Genomic DNA, 15,530 nt, shown 5'->3' with positions numbered 1-15,530 from the left:
GCCACACTTCGTCACACGCTGAAGTAGTATTGTCTTTCGGCGTCCGCGCTGTCTGTTTGTTAAACTTTCCGCGCTTGATCGGCATGGCCGCTTTTTCGCGATTCGTTTCTTTCAGGATTTTGACCGATGGATGACTCCCGCAAGAAGCCCTTCGATCCCTCGATCGAAGTCTCGCCGAACAATCCCTGCCCATTCCTGCGCGGCCTCGTCGGCGAGGGTTTTGTCGACGGCGGGACCGTCCCGCTCCGGACGCTGTCGCAGACCATCGCAAATGCAAGCGGCGAGGCTGGGCTGAAGAAGACCTCGGCCCGTATCCAGGTCCGCGGCGTTGCACTCATCGCCAATGGTGCCTGTCACATCCTGCAAAGCATCTTCTGGGGCGCGCAGCTCAATGGCTTGCGCGGCGGCCCGCTCGACAAGCTCGGCGCCGGCTCGCGCATCCTCGGCGTCGACGGGCGCGTCAACGAAGACGAGATTGCGCGGCTCGCCAGTTTCGGCGGTCCCTATGCCGATCCCGATGGCGGCACCGAAACCGGGCTCAACGCGGCACAAATCCAGACCTTCATGAACGACAATCTCAAGCGCGCCGGCAATCAGTCGCGCTGGTATTACCCGATCCTGATGAAGTTCGAATGGCCGGTCCTGCTCAAGATCATGGGCAAGGGTCAAGGTGATGACCGCTATCTCAGCGTGGCCGAGGTGAGGACATTGTTCAACGAGCGCAAATTCCCTGACAGGATCACCCAGCGGATCGTCAGCCAGCCGGTCACCCCGCCCTCGCTCATATTGCGCGCTGCCGGCGGATTTGTCGCTGCGCTCCTCGTCTTTGGCATCGTGGCGCTGCGCTTTCCCGATCAATTCCAGCCGATGCTGCCCGGCATCCTCGGGGACCTGGTGGCGCCGCCATTGCCGAAGCTTGTCGAACCCCGGGCCGCGTACTGGCTCGAGCAAAACTGGGCGCTGGAGGACCGGCACTGGTTTCATCACGCCAGCCAGGGCACGGCGACTTTCCCGGTGCCCTATAGCTGGTTCATGGCGCTCGAGCAGCCGCGGCTTCATTTCTTCGCAAAGCCCGGGATGCTGCACGACAGCGACCATCTGCAACGCTTCGGCTTCATTCCGAGCCCGCAGACGCTCAACACCGACGATGCCACCCTGCGCCGGTTCGGCTATGCCAATGTCTACGACAAGACGAAGCCGGTGCCCGCGCGGCTTTGGGATCCGCCGGTCAACTGGGGCGCCCAGGCTGAAAACGTCGACGGCCTGCCCGTCGGTTTCGCGCGCATGACCGGCGTGCCCGATCCCGCGACCGGCAAGGTCGGCGAGGACCGGATCGGCCTGACCTGCGCCGCCTGCCACACCGGCCAGATCCACTACAAAGGCATCGACATTCGCTTCGACGGCGGCCCGGCGATGACCGACCTCAGGAAGCTCGAAGTCACGACCGGCCTGTCGATCGCCTACACGCTCATCGTACCGGGCCGCTTCACGCGCTTCGCCGACCGTGTGCTCGGCCCCTCCGCCAGCGATGCGGATCGCGATGCGTTGAAGCAGAAGCTGAGTGCGATCGGCACGTTCCTGAAAGATTGGGAAACGACCTACAACAAGACTATCGAAGGCAAGACGAGGCTCAACGAGAAGACGAAGCGCGAAGAGCAGCAGCAGGACACCGAGGAAGGTTATGGCCGCCTCGACGCGCTCAACCGCATCGGCAACCAGGTCTTCTCCCAGGACATGACGCTGAGCGGCCTCAGCGGCTTCGAGAAGAATCTGCATGCCAAGGACGCGCCGGTCAGCTTCCCTCCGATCTGGACCGTGCCCTGGCTCAAATTCGCGCAATATGACGCGTCCATCGAACAACCGCTGATCCGCAACGCCGGCGAAGCGCTGGGCGTCACCGCGCTGCTCAATCTGTCCGACACTACACCCAAGGACGCGCTGTTCCGCTCGTCGATGGACATCAAGAATCTGAACTGGATCGAGGATCTGCTGAAGGGATCGGCGCCCTATCCGAAAAAGCAGCTCTCCGGACTGACGTCACCGAAATGGCCGTCGGACATCTTCGGCGATGCTGCGTGGAAGATCGATGGCGACCGCGTCAAACGCGGCCGACAGCTCTATGCGGAGATCTGCGCCGAATGCCATCTCGGTCCGGTCAACGATCCCGTGTTCGACACCGAATTTCCGAAGCAAAGCATCTGGTCCTCGTCACGCTGGGAGACCATCGGCGGCGACAAATTCCTGAACGAGGTCCAGAAGAGCGCCAGAGGCATGGGAACCGACCTCGCTCAGGCCAGTGTGCTGGCGACGCGGACGGTTCAGGTACCGGGCTTTCTCAAGCTCGATCCCACCCAGAAACTCAATGCCTGGTGGAGCTGCAACCTGCCGGATATTTCTTCGACCGACATGCCGTACTCGGTGGGCCTGATGGTGCTCGTCGACATCGTCAGCCGCAAGGCGATGGACGATGCGAAGATCGACCCGAAGGTTCAGAAGATCTGGTGGGGTGAGCGCCAGAACTGCCCGAATCCCGGTCCGCAGCCGCCCGACAAGAACGAGCCGGGGCCCTGGTATCGCGCGCGCCCGCTCAACGGCGTCTGGGCCACCGCGCCTTACCTGCACAACGGATCGGTGCCCTCGCTCTACTGGATGCTGAGCCCCGCAGCCGAGCGCCCCAAATCGTTCTGCATGGGCGGTGGTCGCGACTACGATCCGAAGCAGGTCGGCTTCGCGGTCGCCGATGGCGAGAGCTGCAAGACCGGGCAGTCGCGCTTCTCGACGCGAGCGTCTGATGGCACCGAGCAGTTCGGCAACAGCAATGCCGGCCACTCGTTCGATGGCACGCCGGGCCCTGGCAAGGACGGCACCATCGGCCGCGTCCTCAAGGAGCAAGAGCGCTACGATTTGATCGAGTATCTGAAGACGCTGTGAGATCGGAATCCATCCACCGTCATTGCGAGCGTAGCGAAGCAATCCAGGCTGCCTTTGCGGAGGTAGTCTGGATTGCTTCGTCGCAAGAGCTCCTCGCAATGACGGAGAATAAGGCGCAGCGCCCCTCACTTGAACAGCGGCGTGCCCGGCACGAACGCATCGAACGCGGCCCAGAACTGGGAGCGGTAGCGGTCCTGCTCCTGCAGGATCTCGTGCTTGGAGCCGGCGATCACGAGATGGGAGCCGGCGCGCAAATGATAGGCGAACTCCTCGATCGCCGCGGTCGAAACCACGGTGTCGTTGGACGCAGCCAGCATCAGGATCGGCTGCCGGATCTCGGACGGATAGTTCATGCCCCTGAAGGTGCGCATCGCCGAAAATGCGGTGTCGGCCCAGGCGACCGTCGGTGACGCCAGGCCGAGCGTGGGGTCCTCCTCCAGGATCGCGACATTGCGTGCATAGCGCACGGGGTCGCTGGTCACGGGATTGTTGATGAAGGGCGACAGCCCGGTGAGATGGTCGCTGCCGCCGGGAACGTATCCGCCGCCCCGCCCCAACATCCGCAACGTCTTCAACAACGCCCGCACCGGAAACGAGGTGGCGCGGCCGGGCAGGTCGATCATCGGCGCGGACAGCACCATGCGGTCGAACCAGCGCTTTTGCGCATGCGCCAGCCGCAGCAGCACCGCGCCACCCATCGAATGGGCCAGCGCGAAGAACGGCGGCGGACAATCCGGCAGCACCACCTGCTGCACGAAGGTCTCCACGTCGATCTCGTAGTCGGCGAAGTTGCGCACATAGCCCTTGCGCGGATCGCGCAGACGCCGCGAGGAGTGCCCCTGCCCGCGCCAGTCGAACATCGCCACCGCAAAGCCGCGGTCGCGCAAATCGCGCACGGTCTCGAAATATTTCTCGATCTGCTCGCTGCGTCCGGTGAAGACGCAGACGGTGCCCTTGCGGTTCGCCGGCGGCGCCCAGCGCGCGAAGCGCAGCTCGACGCCGTCGGGCGTCTTGATGGTGCCGCTGACGACGTCTTCGGGAACGGGATTGGACGGGATCGAGACCAGCGTCATGATTGGAAGTGCTTGGGCGCCAAGTGTTGTAGTTCAAGGGCTGCAAATCAAGGGCGGGAGCGCCGAAAAGGCGCGATTCACCGCCCTCTTGAACGACGTTCCCTTGAACCCATATCACCATGGTGCAGGCCGCTACCAGTGTTTCGGAACCGGAACATCAGGCTGCACACAGACTAAAGCCCGGCCCGATTGGCGGGCGGGTTACCTGAACAGTCGCTCAATGGAGGACTTGACCATGCGTACCTACGATCTCACCCCCTTCTATCGTTCCACCGTCGGCTTCGATCGTCTCTTCAACCTGCTCGACCAGACGAGCTCGGACGGCAGCCCCGGCTATCCCCCCTACAACATCGAGCGTACCGGCGAGAACGCCTACCGCATCACCGTTGCGGTCTCCGGCTTCTCCAGGGATGAGCTCTCCATCGTCGCGAAGGAAAACACGCTGACGATCAAGGGCGAGAAAGTCGCCAACGAGAACTCGAAGGCCGAAGTGCTCTACCGCGGCATCGCTGCCCGAGCCTTCGAGCGCGCCTTCCAGCTTGCCGACTTCGTCCAGGTGAAGGACGCCTCGCTCGAGAATGGCCTGCTCCACGTCGACCTCGTGCGCGAGATTCCCGAAGCCAAGAAGCCGCGCCAGATCGCGATCAACACCGGCGCGCAAGGCGCGCAGGTGATCGAGAACTCTGCCGCGGCCTAAGCGCATCCACATTCACCAAGTTGCGAAAACGCCCCGGTGCCCCGGGGCGTTTTTTCGTTGTGCACTGCATCACAGAGCAGTGAGCACGCGTAACACTGCCGCCCCGCGCTCCGTCCTTTGGGTATCGAACCAAAACAAGACGGAGAACGATCATGACTTTCTGGCGCAGCCTTTTCGTCGCCGCGAGCCTGCTGGCGGCTCCCATCAGCCTTGCTCACGCGCAGATCCCGCAGACCGTGAAGGCCAAGAACGTCGTCCTGGTGCACGGCGCTTGGGCGGACGGCTCGAGTTGGTCGGAGGTGATCCCGATCCTCCAGGCCGCCGGCCTCAACGTTACCGCCGTGCAGAATCCACTGGGATCGCTCGCCGAGTCGGTCGAGGCGACCAAGCGCGTGCTGGCCGAGCAGGATGGTCCGACAGTGTTGGTCGCGCATTCCTGGGGCGGCACCGTGATCAGCCAGGTCGGCACCGATCCGAAGGTTACCGGCCTGGTCTACATCGCCGCGCGCGCCCCCGATGCGAACGAGGATTTTGTCGCGCTGTCGAAGCAGTTTCCGGCGGGCCCGGCGCGCGCCGGTATCGTCGAGCGCGACGGTTACACCAAGCTCTCGGAAGATGCGTTCCTGAAGTATTTCGCCAATGGTGTGAAGCCCGACCAGGCCAAGGAGCTTTACGCGGTGCAATGGCCGACGGCCGCCTCGATCTTCGCCGGCCGCACCACTGAGGCCGCCTGGCACTCGAAGCCGAGCTGGTACGCGGTGTCGAAGAACGACGGCACCATCAACCCGGACTTCGAACGCTTCCTCGCCAAGCGCATGAACGCCACCACGATCGAGCTCGATGCCGGCCACCTCTCGCTGGTGTCGCATCCGAAGGACGTCGCGAATTTAATCCTGGAGGCGGCCGGGTATCCGCGCAGCTGAAGCATGATTGCGTGAAAGCGAAAGGCGCCTGGGATTTCAGGCGCCTTTTTGTTTTGCCCAGCTGTCGTCCCTGCGAACGCATGCGAACGCAGGGACCCATAGCCACAGGGAGCGGTTTGGTGAAGACTAGGAGTTCGGTACTCGCACCTCATCCCCACCGATAGATCGCGCGATATGGGTCCCTGCGTTGGCACTAGGGCATGCACATATCTTTTCGAGCCGAAAAATCGACTCGTAATCAATGACTTGGTCGCTACTCAATGACGAAAATTCGCGAAGGCAGCTTCGCAAGAATTCGCCATTTTACTGCGTTGATGAGCCAAGTCGTTGATAAGACTCTGGAAGATATGTGCATCCACTAGTGCGTTCGCAGGGACGACACCGTTGGTGTGGTAGGCGCCGCTGCATCAAACGAGCGCTAATCCAGCCCCTGTGCCGCCGGCATCTCCTGCGTCGGCAGGATCGTCGCTGCCGGCTTGGCCTGACCGACGGTTGCCGCCGGCGCTGGCTCGGCCGGCTTGGGCTGCACGGCGGCCGTCTGCTGCGTGGGCTGGGCCTGCTGCGTCGTCTGCTCGGGCGGCTTCACTGCCGCGACCGGTGTCTCGGCGCGCTGCGGAGCCGCCTTGGGCAGCGGAACGGTGCGGCTGGCGACGTGCGGGATCGGAGCCGGCGGGCGCGGCGGGCCGCCACGGACCATGGTCGGCGGCGGCAGCGCGCTTTGCGGCCGGTAAGGTGCAACCGAGGGCTCCTCATAGGCCGGCGCCATGCCATAGGCATCAGCGGCCGGCATGAAGCGGATGATCCGTCCGTTGCGGGCGTCGATTACGAGCCGGCCGTCGTCGCCGCGACGGTCGATCACCGCAATGGTGTAGACGGCGCCGCGCAGGCGCGGGATGCCGAGCGGCGAGAAGCCGTTTTCGCGCAGCACCGCGTAGACCTCGGTGGCCGGTAGCAGCGCCAGCGCCGGGCCGCGTTCCTCATAGCCATAGCCGTAGCCGTAGCGCGGCGGCGGTGGTGGCGCGGCGTCCGGCGGCCCGTAGGGTCCGTCGAAATCCGACACCGCGATCATGGCCCCGCCGGACATACCGCTCGCCGGAACCTGAGCCTGAGCAGCGGTTGCCGCCAGCGCCAGCGTGGCCGCGGCCACACATCCTGTGAAAAACTTCATGGTCGACACGCTCCTGTCAGGCCGTTCGGATGGCCGCGCTCTTTCGCTTCTTGCGGCGTGGCGCGCCTTTCGAAGGGCTGAGGTGAAGCTTCATCCGGGATTTCGGCAGTGCTTGGGCCGGATCGGGGCGCGTTTGCTTCAAAACCGGGGCCGCGCAACTTTCGGAAAGCGATTGATTGACATATGGGGAATCGGGACTTTCGCGCGCTTGTGTGATAGACAAAAATTTGGCAAGGTGATTGTTAGGACAGGAAGACTGTCTCAATTTTCCTTGCAGTTCCGGCATAGGGATTGCAACGAAAGTCGGTGCCTTCGAGCGCCAGGAGACAACAGGCAAAGCCGTTCTCGGGGACGAAGAACGCCTTGGTCTGAATTCTTGGCCTGAATTTAAGAAAATGCGGCTCGCAGCGGACGAGCGGTGACCCAGAAGCGGGTGCCGCGGAACGCCCAAGGTGCGCCGAAGATGGCGGTGAGGGAGCTTGCCGCACGGAGAGGATTGGAACAATGAACGGGTCGCAATTCGAGCGCGCAAACATCGTGGCAGAAGAGCTGTCGGCGACGGTCGCCTCGAAAACGACCGATCCGATTCAGGAACACAATTCACGCCCGCCGGCCGAAGGTCTTTACGATCCGAGCCTGGAGAAAGACTCCTGCGGCGTCGGCTTCATCGCCAACATCAAGGGCAACAAGTCGCACGAGATCGTCTCGGACGCGCTGAGCATCCTCTGCAATCTCGAGCATCGCGGCGCCGTCGGCGCCGACCCGCGCGCCGGTGACGGCGCCGGCATTTTGGTGCAGATCCCGCACGCCTTCTTCAGCCGCAAGGCCAAGGAGCTCGGCTTCGCGCTGCCCGCCCCCGGCGAATACGCCATCGGCGCGCTGTTCATGCCGCGCGACACCGCCTGGCGCAACGTCATCAAGAGCATCATCGCCGACCAGATCAAGGAAGAGGGCCTGACCCTGCTCGGCTGGCGCGACGTGCCGACCGACAATTCCTCGCTCGGCGTCACCGTGAAGCCGACCGAGCCCGCCTGCATGCAGGTGTTCATCGGCCGCAACGGCACCGCCAAGACCGAGGACGATTTCGAGCGCCGGCTGTACATCCTGCGCAAGTCGATCTCGCAGGCGATCTACCAGCGCCGTGACCGCGGACTTGCGGGCTATTACCCGTGCTCGATGTCCTGTCGCACCGTGATCTACAAGGGCATGTTCCTCGCCGACCAACTCGGCAAGTACTATCCCGATTTGCACGAGAAGGATTTCGAGAGCGCGCTCGCGCTCGTTCACCAGCGCTTCTCGACCAACACCTTCCCGGCGTGGTCGCTGGCGCATCCCTATCGCATGATCGCGCATAACGGCGAGATCAACACGCTGCGCGGCAACACCAACTGGATGGCGGCGCGCCAGGCCTCGGTGAGCTCCGAGCTCTACGGCAAGGACATCAACCGGCTGTGGCCGATCTCCTACGAAGGCCAGTCGGACACCGCCTGCTTCGACAACGCCCTCGAATTCCTGGTGCAGGGCGGCTACTCGCTGCCGCACGCCGTCATGATGATGATTCCGGAGGCGTGGGCCGGCAATCCCTTGATGGATGAGAAGCGCCGCGCCTTCTACGAATATCACGCCGCCCTGATGGAGCCGTGGGACGGCCCCGCCGCGATCGCGTTCACCGACGGCCGCCAGATCGGCGCCACGCTCGACCGCAACGGTCTGCGGCCGGCGCGCTATCTCGTGACCAAGGACGACCGCATCGTGATGGCGTCCGAAATGGGCGTGCTGACGATCCCCGAGGACCAGATCATCACCAAGTGGCGCTTGCAGCCCGGCAAGATGCTGCTGGTCGACCTCGAGCAGGGCCGCCTGATCCCCGACGACGAGATCAAGGCCGAGCTCGCCAAGAGCCATCCCTACGAGGAGTGGCTGGAGCGGACCCAGATCGTGCTGGAAGAGCTGCCGAAGGTCCCGACCACCGGCGTGCGCTCCAACCTGTCGCTCTTGGATCGCCAGCAGGCGTTCGGCTACAGCCAGGAAGACATCGCGATCCTGATGACGCCGATGGCGGCCATCGGCGAGGAAGCCGCCGGCTCGATGGGCAACGACACGCCGATCTCGGCGCTGTCGGACAAGGCCAAGCCGCTGTTCACCTACTTCAAGCAGAATTTTGCGCAGGTCACCAACCCGCCGATCGATCCGATCCGCGAGGAGCTGGTGATGAGCCTCGTCTCCATCATCGGACCGCGGCCGAACCTGTTCGACCTGCAGGGGCTTGCCACCACCAAGCGTCTGGAAGCGCGCCAGCCGATCCTGACCGATACGGATCTCGAAAAGATCCGCTCGATCTCGGATGTCGCCGAGTCGCACTTCAAGTCGCGCACGCTGGACACCACCTTCCACGCCGGTCTTGGTGCTGCCGGCATGGACCAGGTGCTCGACGAGCTCTGCGCGCGCGCCGAAGCTGCGGTGCGTGAGGGCGTCAACATCATCATCCTGTCCGATCGCATGGTCGGCTCGGACCGCGTGCCGATCCCGTCGCTGCTGGCCTGCGCCTCCGTACATCATCATCTGATCCGCACCGGCCTGCGCACCTCGGTCGGCCTCGTCGTCGAATCCGGCGAGCCGCGCGAAGTGCATCACTTCGCCTGCTTGGCCGGCTACGGCGCGGAAGCGATCAATCCTTACCTGGCGTTCGAAACCATCATCGCGATGAAGGACCGCCTGCCCGGCTCGCTCGACGACTACGAGATCGTCAAGCGCTACATCAAGTCGATCGGCAAGGGCCTGCTCAAGGTGATGTCCAAGATGGGCATCTCGACCTACCAGTCCTATTGCGGCGCGCAGATCTTCGACGCGGTCGGCCTCAAGGCCGACTTCGTCGGCAAGTTCTTCGCCGGCACGCATACCCGCGTCGAGGGCGTTGGCCTTGCCGAGATCGCCGAAGAAGCCGTGCGCCGTCATGCCGACGCGTTCGGCGAGGCGCTGGTCTACAAGACCGCGCTCGATGTCGGCGGCGAATATGCCTATCGCAGCCGCGGCGAGGATCATGCCTGGACCGCCGAGTCGGTCGGGCTGCTGCAGCACGCCGCGCGCGGCAATTCGTTGGAGCGCTATCGCGCCTTTGCGAAGATCCTCAACGAGCAGTCGGAGCGTCTGCTGACGCTGCGCGGCCTGTTCCGGATCAAGAATGCGGACGAAGAGAAGCGCAAGCCCATCCCGCTCGACCAGGTCGAGCCGGCCAAGGACATCGTCAGGCGTTTCGCCACGGGTGCGATGAGCTTCGGCTCGATCTCGCGCGAGGCGCACACGACGCTGGCGATCGCCATGAACCGGATCGGCGGCAAGTCGAACACCGGCGAAGGCGGCGAGGAAGCCGATCGCTTCAAGCCGATGCCGAACGGCGACAGCATGCGCTCGGCGATCAAGCAGGTCGCTTCGGGCCGCTTCGGCGTCACCACGGAGTATCTCGTCAACTCCGACATGATGCAGATCAAGATGGCGCAGGGTGCCAAGCCCGGCGAAGGCGGCCAGCTGCCCGGCCACAAGGTCGACGCGACCATCGCCAAGGTGCGTCACTCGACCCCGGGCGTCGGCCTGATCTCGCCGCCGCCGCACCACGACATCTACTCGATCGAGGATCTGGCGCAGCTGATCTACGACCTCAAGAACGTCAACCCGGCGGGCGACGTCTCGGTCAAGCTCGTCTCTGAGATCGGCGTCGGCACGGTCGCCGCGGGCGTCGCCAAGGCGCGCGCCGACCATGTCACCATCGCGGGCTTCGAGGGCGGCACCGGCGCTTCGCCGCTGACCTCGATCAAGCATGCCGGCTCGCCCTGGGAGATCGGCCTCGCCGAGACCCACCAGACGCTGGTGCGCGAGCGGCTGCGCAGCCGCATCGTGGTCCAGGTCGACGGCGGCTTCCGCACCGGACGTGACGTCGTGATCGGCGCGCTGCTCGGTGCCGACGAGTTCGGCTTCGCCACCGCACCGCTGATTGCGGCCGGCTGCATCATGATGCGCAAGTGCCATCTCAACACCTGCCCGGTCGGCGTCGCCACCCAGGACCCCGTCCTGCGCAAGCGCTTCACCGGCCAGCCCGAGCACGTGATCAACTATTTCTTCTTCGTCGCCGAGGAAGTCCGCGAGATCATGGCCTCGCTCGGTTTCCGCACCTTCAACGAGATGGTCGGCCAGGTTCAGCTGCTCGACCAGACCAGGCTGGTCGCGCACTGGAAGGCCAAGGGCCTCGACTTCTCCAAGCTGTTCGTCAAGCAGAAGGAAGAGAAAGGCCAGAAGATCTATCACTCCGAGCGCCAGAACCATCATCTGGAGGCGGTGCTCGACCGCACGCTGATCGAGAAGGCACAGCCCTCGCTCGACCGCGGCGCGCCGGTGAAGATCGAGGCTGCGATCAACAGCACCAACCGCTCCGCGGGTGCGATGCTGTCGGGCGCGATCGCCAAGATCTATGGCAATGCCGGCCTGCCGAATGACACCATCCAGGTCAGCCTCAAGGGCACCGCCGGCCAGGCCTTCGGCGCCTGGCTCGCGCATGGCGTCACTTTCGAGCTCGAGGGCGAAGCCAACGACTATGTCGGCAAGGGCCTCTCGGGCGGCAAGATCATCGTCAAGCCGCCGGCCAACAGCGCCATCGTGCCGGAAGAAAGCATCATCGTCGGCAACACCGTGATGTACGGCGCGACCGACGGCGAGTGCTACTTCCGCGGCGTCGCCGGCGAACGCTTTGCCGTGCGCAACTCGGGCGCGGTCGCCGTCGTCGAAGGCGCGGGCGATCATTGCTGCGAATACATGACCGGCGGCATCGTGGTCGTGCTCGGCAAGACCGGACGCAACTTCGCGGCCGGCATGTCCGGCGGCATCGCCTATGTGCTCGACGAGACCGGCGGCTTCGACAAGCTGTGCAACATGGCGATGGTCGAGCTCGAGCCGGTGCTCTCGGAAGAGCTGAACAACGCCGGCACCTATCATCACTCCGGTGACCTCGAGGCGCACGGCCGGGTCGACGTGTTCAAGAACCTGCTCGATTCCGACGTCGAGCGCTTGCACGTCCTGATCTCGCGCCATGCCAAAGCGACCGGCTCCAAGCGCGCCGCCGACATCCTTGCCAATTGGAAGGAATGGCTGCCCAAATTCCGCAAGGTGATGCCGGTCGAGTACCGGCGCGCACTGCGCGAAATGGCCGCCAACGCGGACGCCGAGCCGAAAATCGCGATCGGGGCGTAAGGCATCACACCCCATCATTGCGAGCGAAGCGAAGCAATCCAGACTTTCTTCTTCGATACAGACTGGATTGCTTCGTCGCTTCGCTCCTCGCAATGACGGCGAGGAAGAAACAGAACGGATTTAAGCGGCAGGGACTTCGGGTTTAATGGGCAAGATCACGGGTTTTCTCGAAATCGAACGGCACGACCGCAAGTACACCCCGGTCGCCGAGCGCGTGAAGCATTTCAACGAGTTCGTCGTCCCCTTGACAGAAAAGGAGACGCGCGACCAGGCCGCGCGCTGCATGAACTGCGGCATTCCCTATTGCCACGGCACCGGCTCGGTCGCGCCGGGCACGCCCGGCTGTCCGGTCAACAACCAGATCCCCGATTTCAACGACCTCGTCTATCAGGGCAATTGGGAAGAAGCCTCGCGCAATCTGCACTCGACCAACAATTTCCCGGAGTTCACCGGCCGGATCTGCCCTGCGCCGTGCGAAGCCTCCTGCACGCTCAACATCGACGACAACCCCGTCACCATCAAGACCATCGAATGCGCGATCGTCGACCGCGCTTGGGACAATGGCTGGCTGAAGCCTGAAGTGGCCGCCGTTAAGACCGGCAAGAAGGTCGCCGTGATCGGCTCCGGTCCGGCGGGCATGGCCTGCGCGCAGCAGCTCGCGCGCGCCGGTCACGACGTGCACCTGTTCGAGAAGTTCGCCAAGGCCGGCGGCCTGCTGCGCTACGGTATCCCCGACTTCAAAATGGAGAAGGGCATCATCGACCGCCGCATCACACAGATGGAAGGCGAAGGCGTCATTTTCCACTACAACAGCCATGTCGGCGTCGACGGCAATGTCGATCCGCGCGAGATGCTCAACCAGTACGACGCGATCGCGCTGACCGGTGGCGCGGAAGCTCCGCGCGACCTGCCCATTCCCGGCCGCGAGTTCGACGGCATCCATTATGCGATGGACTTCCTGCCGCAGCAGAACCGCCGCGTCTCCAGCGAACCCTTGAACGGCGTCACCGAGATTTTGGCCGGCGGCAAGCATGTCGTCGTCATCGGCGGTGGCGACACCGGTTCGGACTGCATCGGCACCTCGCTGCGCCAGGGCGCGCTGTCGGTGACCCAGCTCGAAATCATGCCCGCCCCGCCGGAGCGCGAGAACAAGGGCCTGACCTGGCCGAACTGGCCGCTAAAGATGCGCACGTCCTCAAGCCAGGCCGAAGGCGCGGTCCGCGAATACGCGGTGCTGACCCAAAAATTTTCCGGCGAGAACGGCAAGGTCAAGAAACTGCACTGCGTGCGCGTCGACGACAAATTCAAGCCGATCGAAGGCACCGAGTTCGAGCTCGACGCCGAGCTCATCCTGCTCGCGATGGGCTTCGTCCATCCCGTGCACGAGGGCCTGCTCAAGCAGCTTGCGGTCGACCTCGACCCGCGCGGCAACGTCAAGGCCAACACGCTCGACTACCAGACCTCGCGCCCGAACGTGTTCTCGGCGGGCGACATGCGGCGCGGCCAGTCGCTGGTGGTGTGGGCGATCCGCGAGGGCCGGCTGTGTGCCCGGTCGATCGATACGTTCCTGATGGGGAAGACGGATCTGCCGCGGTAGATCCTGTCATTCCGGGGCGCGCCACTTGGCGCGAACCCGGAATCCATCGGCCCTCAGCGTTGGTGGATATATGGATTCCGGGCTCGCGCTTCGCGCGCCCCGGAATGACGACGGAAAGAGCCAGCCCTTCTCGCAGAGAATGCGCGTGGCGGCCGCCGCTAATTCTGCAGCCTCACCCCCAGCATCACCACCGTCCCCTGCGAGCTTGAGCCCGGCTGGTTCGAATCCAGGATGTCGTGGCGCAGCGTGCCCTTGATCCAGACATTGCGGTTGAGCTTGTAGATCAGATTGCCTTCGATCGAGTAGGTCTTGTCGTTGCGATTCTGGCCCTGATAGTCGTAGGTGCCGTAGGTGAACTTGCCCACTGCCGTCAGCCAGCGGCGGAAGTCGTGATCGACTTCGGCCGCATAGGTGTGCACCAGCACGCCGGAGGAGCCTGGAATCGTGGTTTCCGCGATCTGCGTGTCGGTGTTGAATTTCACCGTCGTCAGCCCGCTCGCGTTCCAGATCAGCGAGCCCGAGGTGAGGAAGCCCGAGAGCTGGCTCAGGCGCGGGTCGACATAGTTGCGCGCGGAATAGCCGACCGAAATCTCGCCGGTGAGGATGCGCGAGAATTCAAAGGACGAGCCGACCTTGGCATAGCCGCCGGTTGAGTCACGCAGATATCCGTTGCGGTCGGCGGCCTGGTCGTGAACGCGGTTGTCGCCCTCGATCTCGACGAACGGCTTGAGGCCCGGCTTCAGCTCGTAGGAGAAGCGTCCGACGCCGCCGTACTGATTGAAGTCGCGATCGTCGTTGCTGAAGGTCGAGCCGTCGGTGAGCTTGGAGTCGGTGTAAGCCGTGCGATCGATGGTGGCGCCGGCCGCGACCTGGAAGCGGTTGAAGGTCTGGTCGAAGCCGAAGGTGCCGCCATAGGTGGCGTAGACCGGATATTTCTGCAGGCCGGCCTGCACGTTCGGGCTGCCGGGATTGTCGGTGGCGAGCCGCAGACGGAATTGCGAGGTCAGCTTGAGGTCGCGATCGACGTCGAAGCGGCCGTCGACGTGGCCGGTGAAATCGGGGCGGTTGATCTCGACCGGCGACGGCGAGGCAAAGCCGTCGATCGTCGCCGGCATGTTGTTGGTGTAGCCGGAGAACGAGCCGCGTAAATCAGCGACCAGCGCGTGGCGTTCCCAGTCGGACATGACGAGAAGATCAGGCGCGACGACATAGACCGGCGAACCGACCGGCTTCTGCAGGCGCGCGGGGTTGGTGTCGTAGCCGGTGGAGAGCTCGAGGCCGCCCTTGATCAGGAAGCTACCGGCATAATCGCCGACCGCGCCGAACGCATCATCGTCGACCTTGAGACGGCGGCGCAAAGGCTGGCCGGGCACGGTGCCCGCCATCGCCGGCGGCACCGGTGATTTGTTCGCGGTCTCCGACGGCGGCGGTGCGATGCGTGGCGGGCCGAGGCCCGCTGCGGGTGTTGCGGGCGGCACCGGCGAGCCCGGACCTGCGGGCCGCTTCGGCTTCGGCTGCCCAGGATAAAGCTTAGGTAGCTGACGCTTGCGGTTGAGCGAGTCGTAGCCCGAGCCGCTCGCGCCATTCGCCGCGGGCAGGCCATAGGTCGGCACCTGGCCGATACGTGACGGCGCGGGCGTCTCGCGGCTCTTGCGCGGATCGTCGTTGGGATCCGGTGGCGCCGGGATCGCGTCCGAGGGTGCCTGCGGGACTCCGGCCGTACGGCGCGTCGGCAGCGTGTCAGGCGCGGCAAAGCCGCCTCGGTTGGGATTGAACAGATCGGGCGTCAGGCTTTGGGCGGCCGCCGGGCCCGATTCCAGTGCGGTCAGCAGCAGGCATGGCAAAGCGGCGCGAAAGGCGTACGCGCGACTGCTCCGGCCCCTACCTGGAGGCGACCCCACGA

8 protein-coding genes are annotated in these 15,530 nt (G+C 64.3%); 5 read left to right on the top strand and 3 right to left on the bottom strand.

What is annotated here, in order from left to right; translation table 11 throughout:
- Positions 1–126 precede the first annotated feature (126 nt).
- Positions 127–2,931 carry a di-heme-cytochrome C peroxidase gene (locus tag V1280_RS34460; protein WP_334534989.1) on the top strand — a complete coding sequence of 935 codons (2,805 nt, stop codon included), beginning with the start codon at positions 127–129 and terminating at the stop codon, positions 2,929–2,931.
- A gap of 125 nt (positions 2,932–3,056) precedes the next feature.
- Here the strand turns inward: V1280_RS34460 and V1280_RS34455 are convergent, their stop codons facing one another.
- A complete protein-coding gene (locus V1280_RS34455) occupies positions 3,057–4,004 on the bottom strand; it encodes an alpha/beta fold hydrolase (RefSeq protein WP_148779005.1) in 948 nt (315 codons plus the stop codon).
- Positions 4,005–4,239: 235 nt separating this feature from the next.
- On the opposite strand from V1280_RS34455, the gene V1280_RS34450 reads away from it, so the two are divergent.
- Complete coding sequence (locus tag V1280_RS34450) at positions 4,240–4,701, top strand: Hsp20 family protein (protein WP_334534986.1); 462 nt, start codon at positions 4,240–4,242, stop codon at positions 4,699–4,701.
- Positions 4,702–4,853: 152 nt separating this feature from the next.
- Positions 4,854–5,624 carry an alpha/beta fold hydrolase gene (locus V1280_RS34445; RefSeq protein ID WP_334534984.1) on the top strand — a complete coding sequence of 257 codons (771 nt, stop codon included), beginning with the start codon at positions 4,854–4,856 and terminating at the stop codon, positions 5,622–5,624.
- Positions 5,625–6,042: 418 nt separating this feature from the next.
- Here the strand turns inward: V1280_RS34445 and V1280_RS34440 are convergent, their stop codons facing one another.
- Positions 6,043–6,792 carry a hypothetical protein gene (locus tag V1280_RS34440; RefSeq protein WP_334534983.1) on the bottom strand — a complete coding sequence of 250 codons (750 nt, stop codon included), beginning with the start codon at positions 6,790–6,792 and terminating at the stop codon, positions 6,043–6,045.
- Between the two features lie 504 nt (positions 6,793–7,296).
- On the opposite strand from V1280_RS34440, the gene gltB reads away from it, so the two are divergent.
- Both gltB and V1280_RS34430 read left to right on the top strand, forming a co-directional pair.
- Positions 7,297–12,030, top strand: a complete 4,734-nt coding sequence (gene gltB, locus V1280_RS34435) for a glutamate synthase large subunit (protein WP_334534981.1) — start codon at positions 7,297–7,299, stop codon at positions 12,028–12,030.
- A 145-nt stretch (positions 12,031–12,175) separates the two neighbouring features.
- Positions 12,176–13,627 carry a glutamate synthase subunit beta gene (locus V1280_RS34430; protein ID WP_334534979.1) on the top strand — a complete coding sequence of 484 codons (1,452 nt, stop codon included), beginning with the start codon at positions 12,176–12,178 and terminating at the stop codon, positions 13,625–13,627.
- A 158-nt stretch (positions 13,628–13,785) separates the two neighbouring features.
- Here the strand turns inward: V1280_RS34430 and V1280_RS34425 are convergent, their stop codons facing one another.
- The gene (locus V1280_RS34425; protein WP_334534977.1) at positions 13,786–15,528 is read right to left on the bottom strand and encodes an outer membrane beta-barrel protein; all 1,743 of its coding nucleotides are present in this window, start codon (positions 15,526–15,528) and stop codon (positions 13,786–13,788) included.
- Positions 15,529–15,530: the final 2 nt, after the last annotated feature.

The sequence above is a fragment of the Bradyrhizobium sp. AZCC 2230 genome, from assembly GCF_036924495.1.
GTDB lineage: Bacteria > Pseudomonadota > Alphaproteobacteria > Rhizobiales > Xanthobacteraceae > Bradyrhizobium > Bradyrhizobium rifense.
The sequence above is the reverse complement of the archived record's forward strand: the minus strand, read 5'-3'. Positions and strand labels throughout refer to the sequence as shown.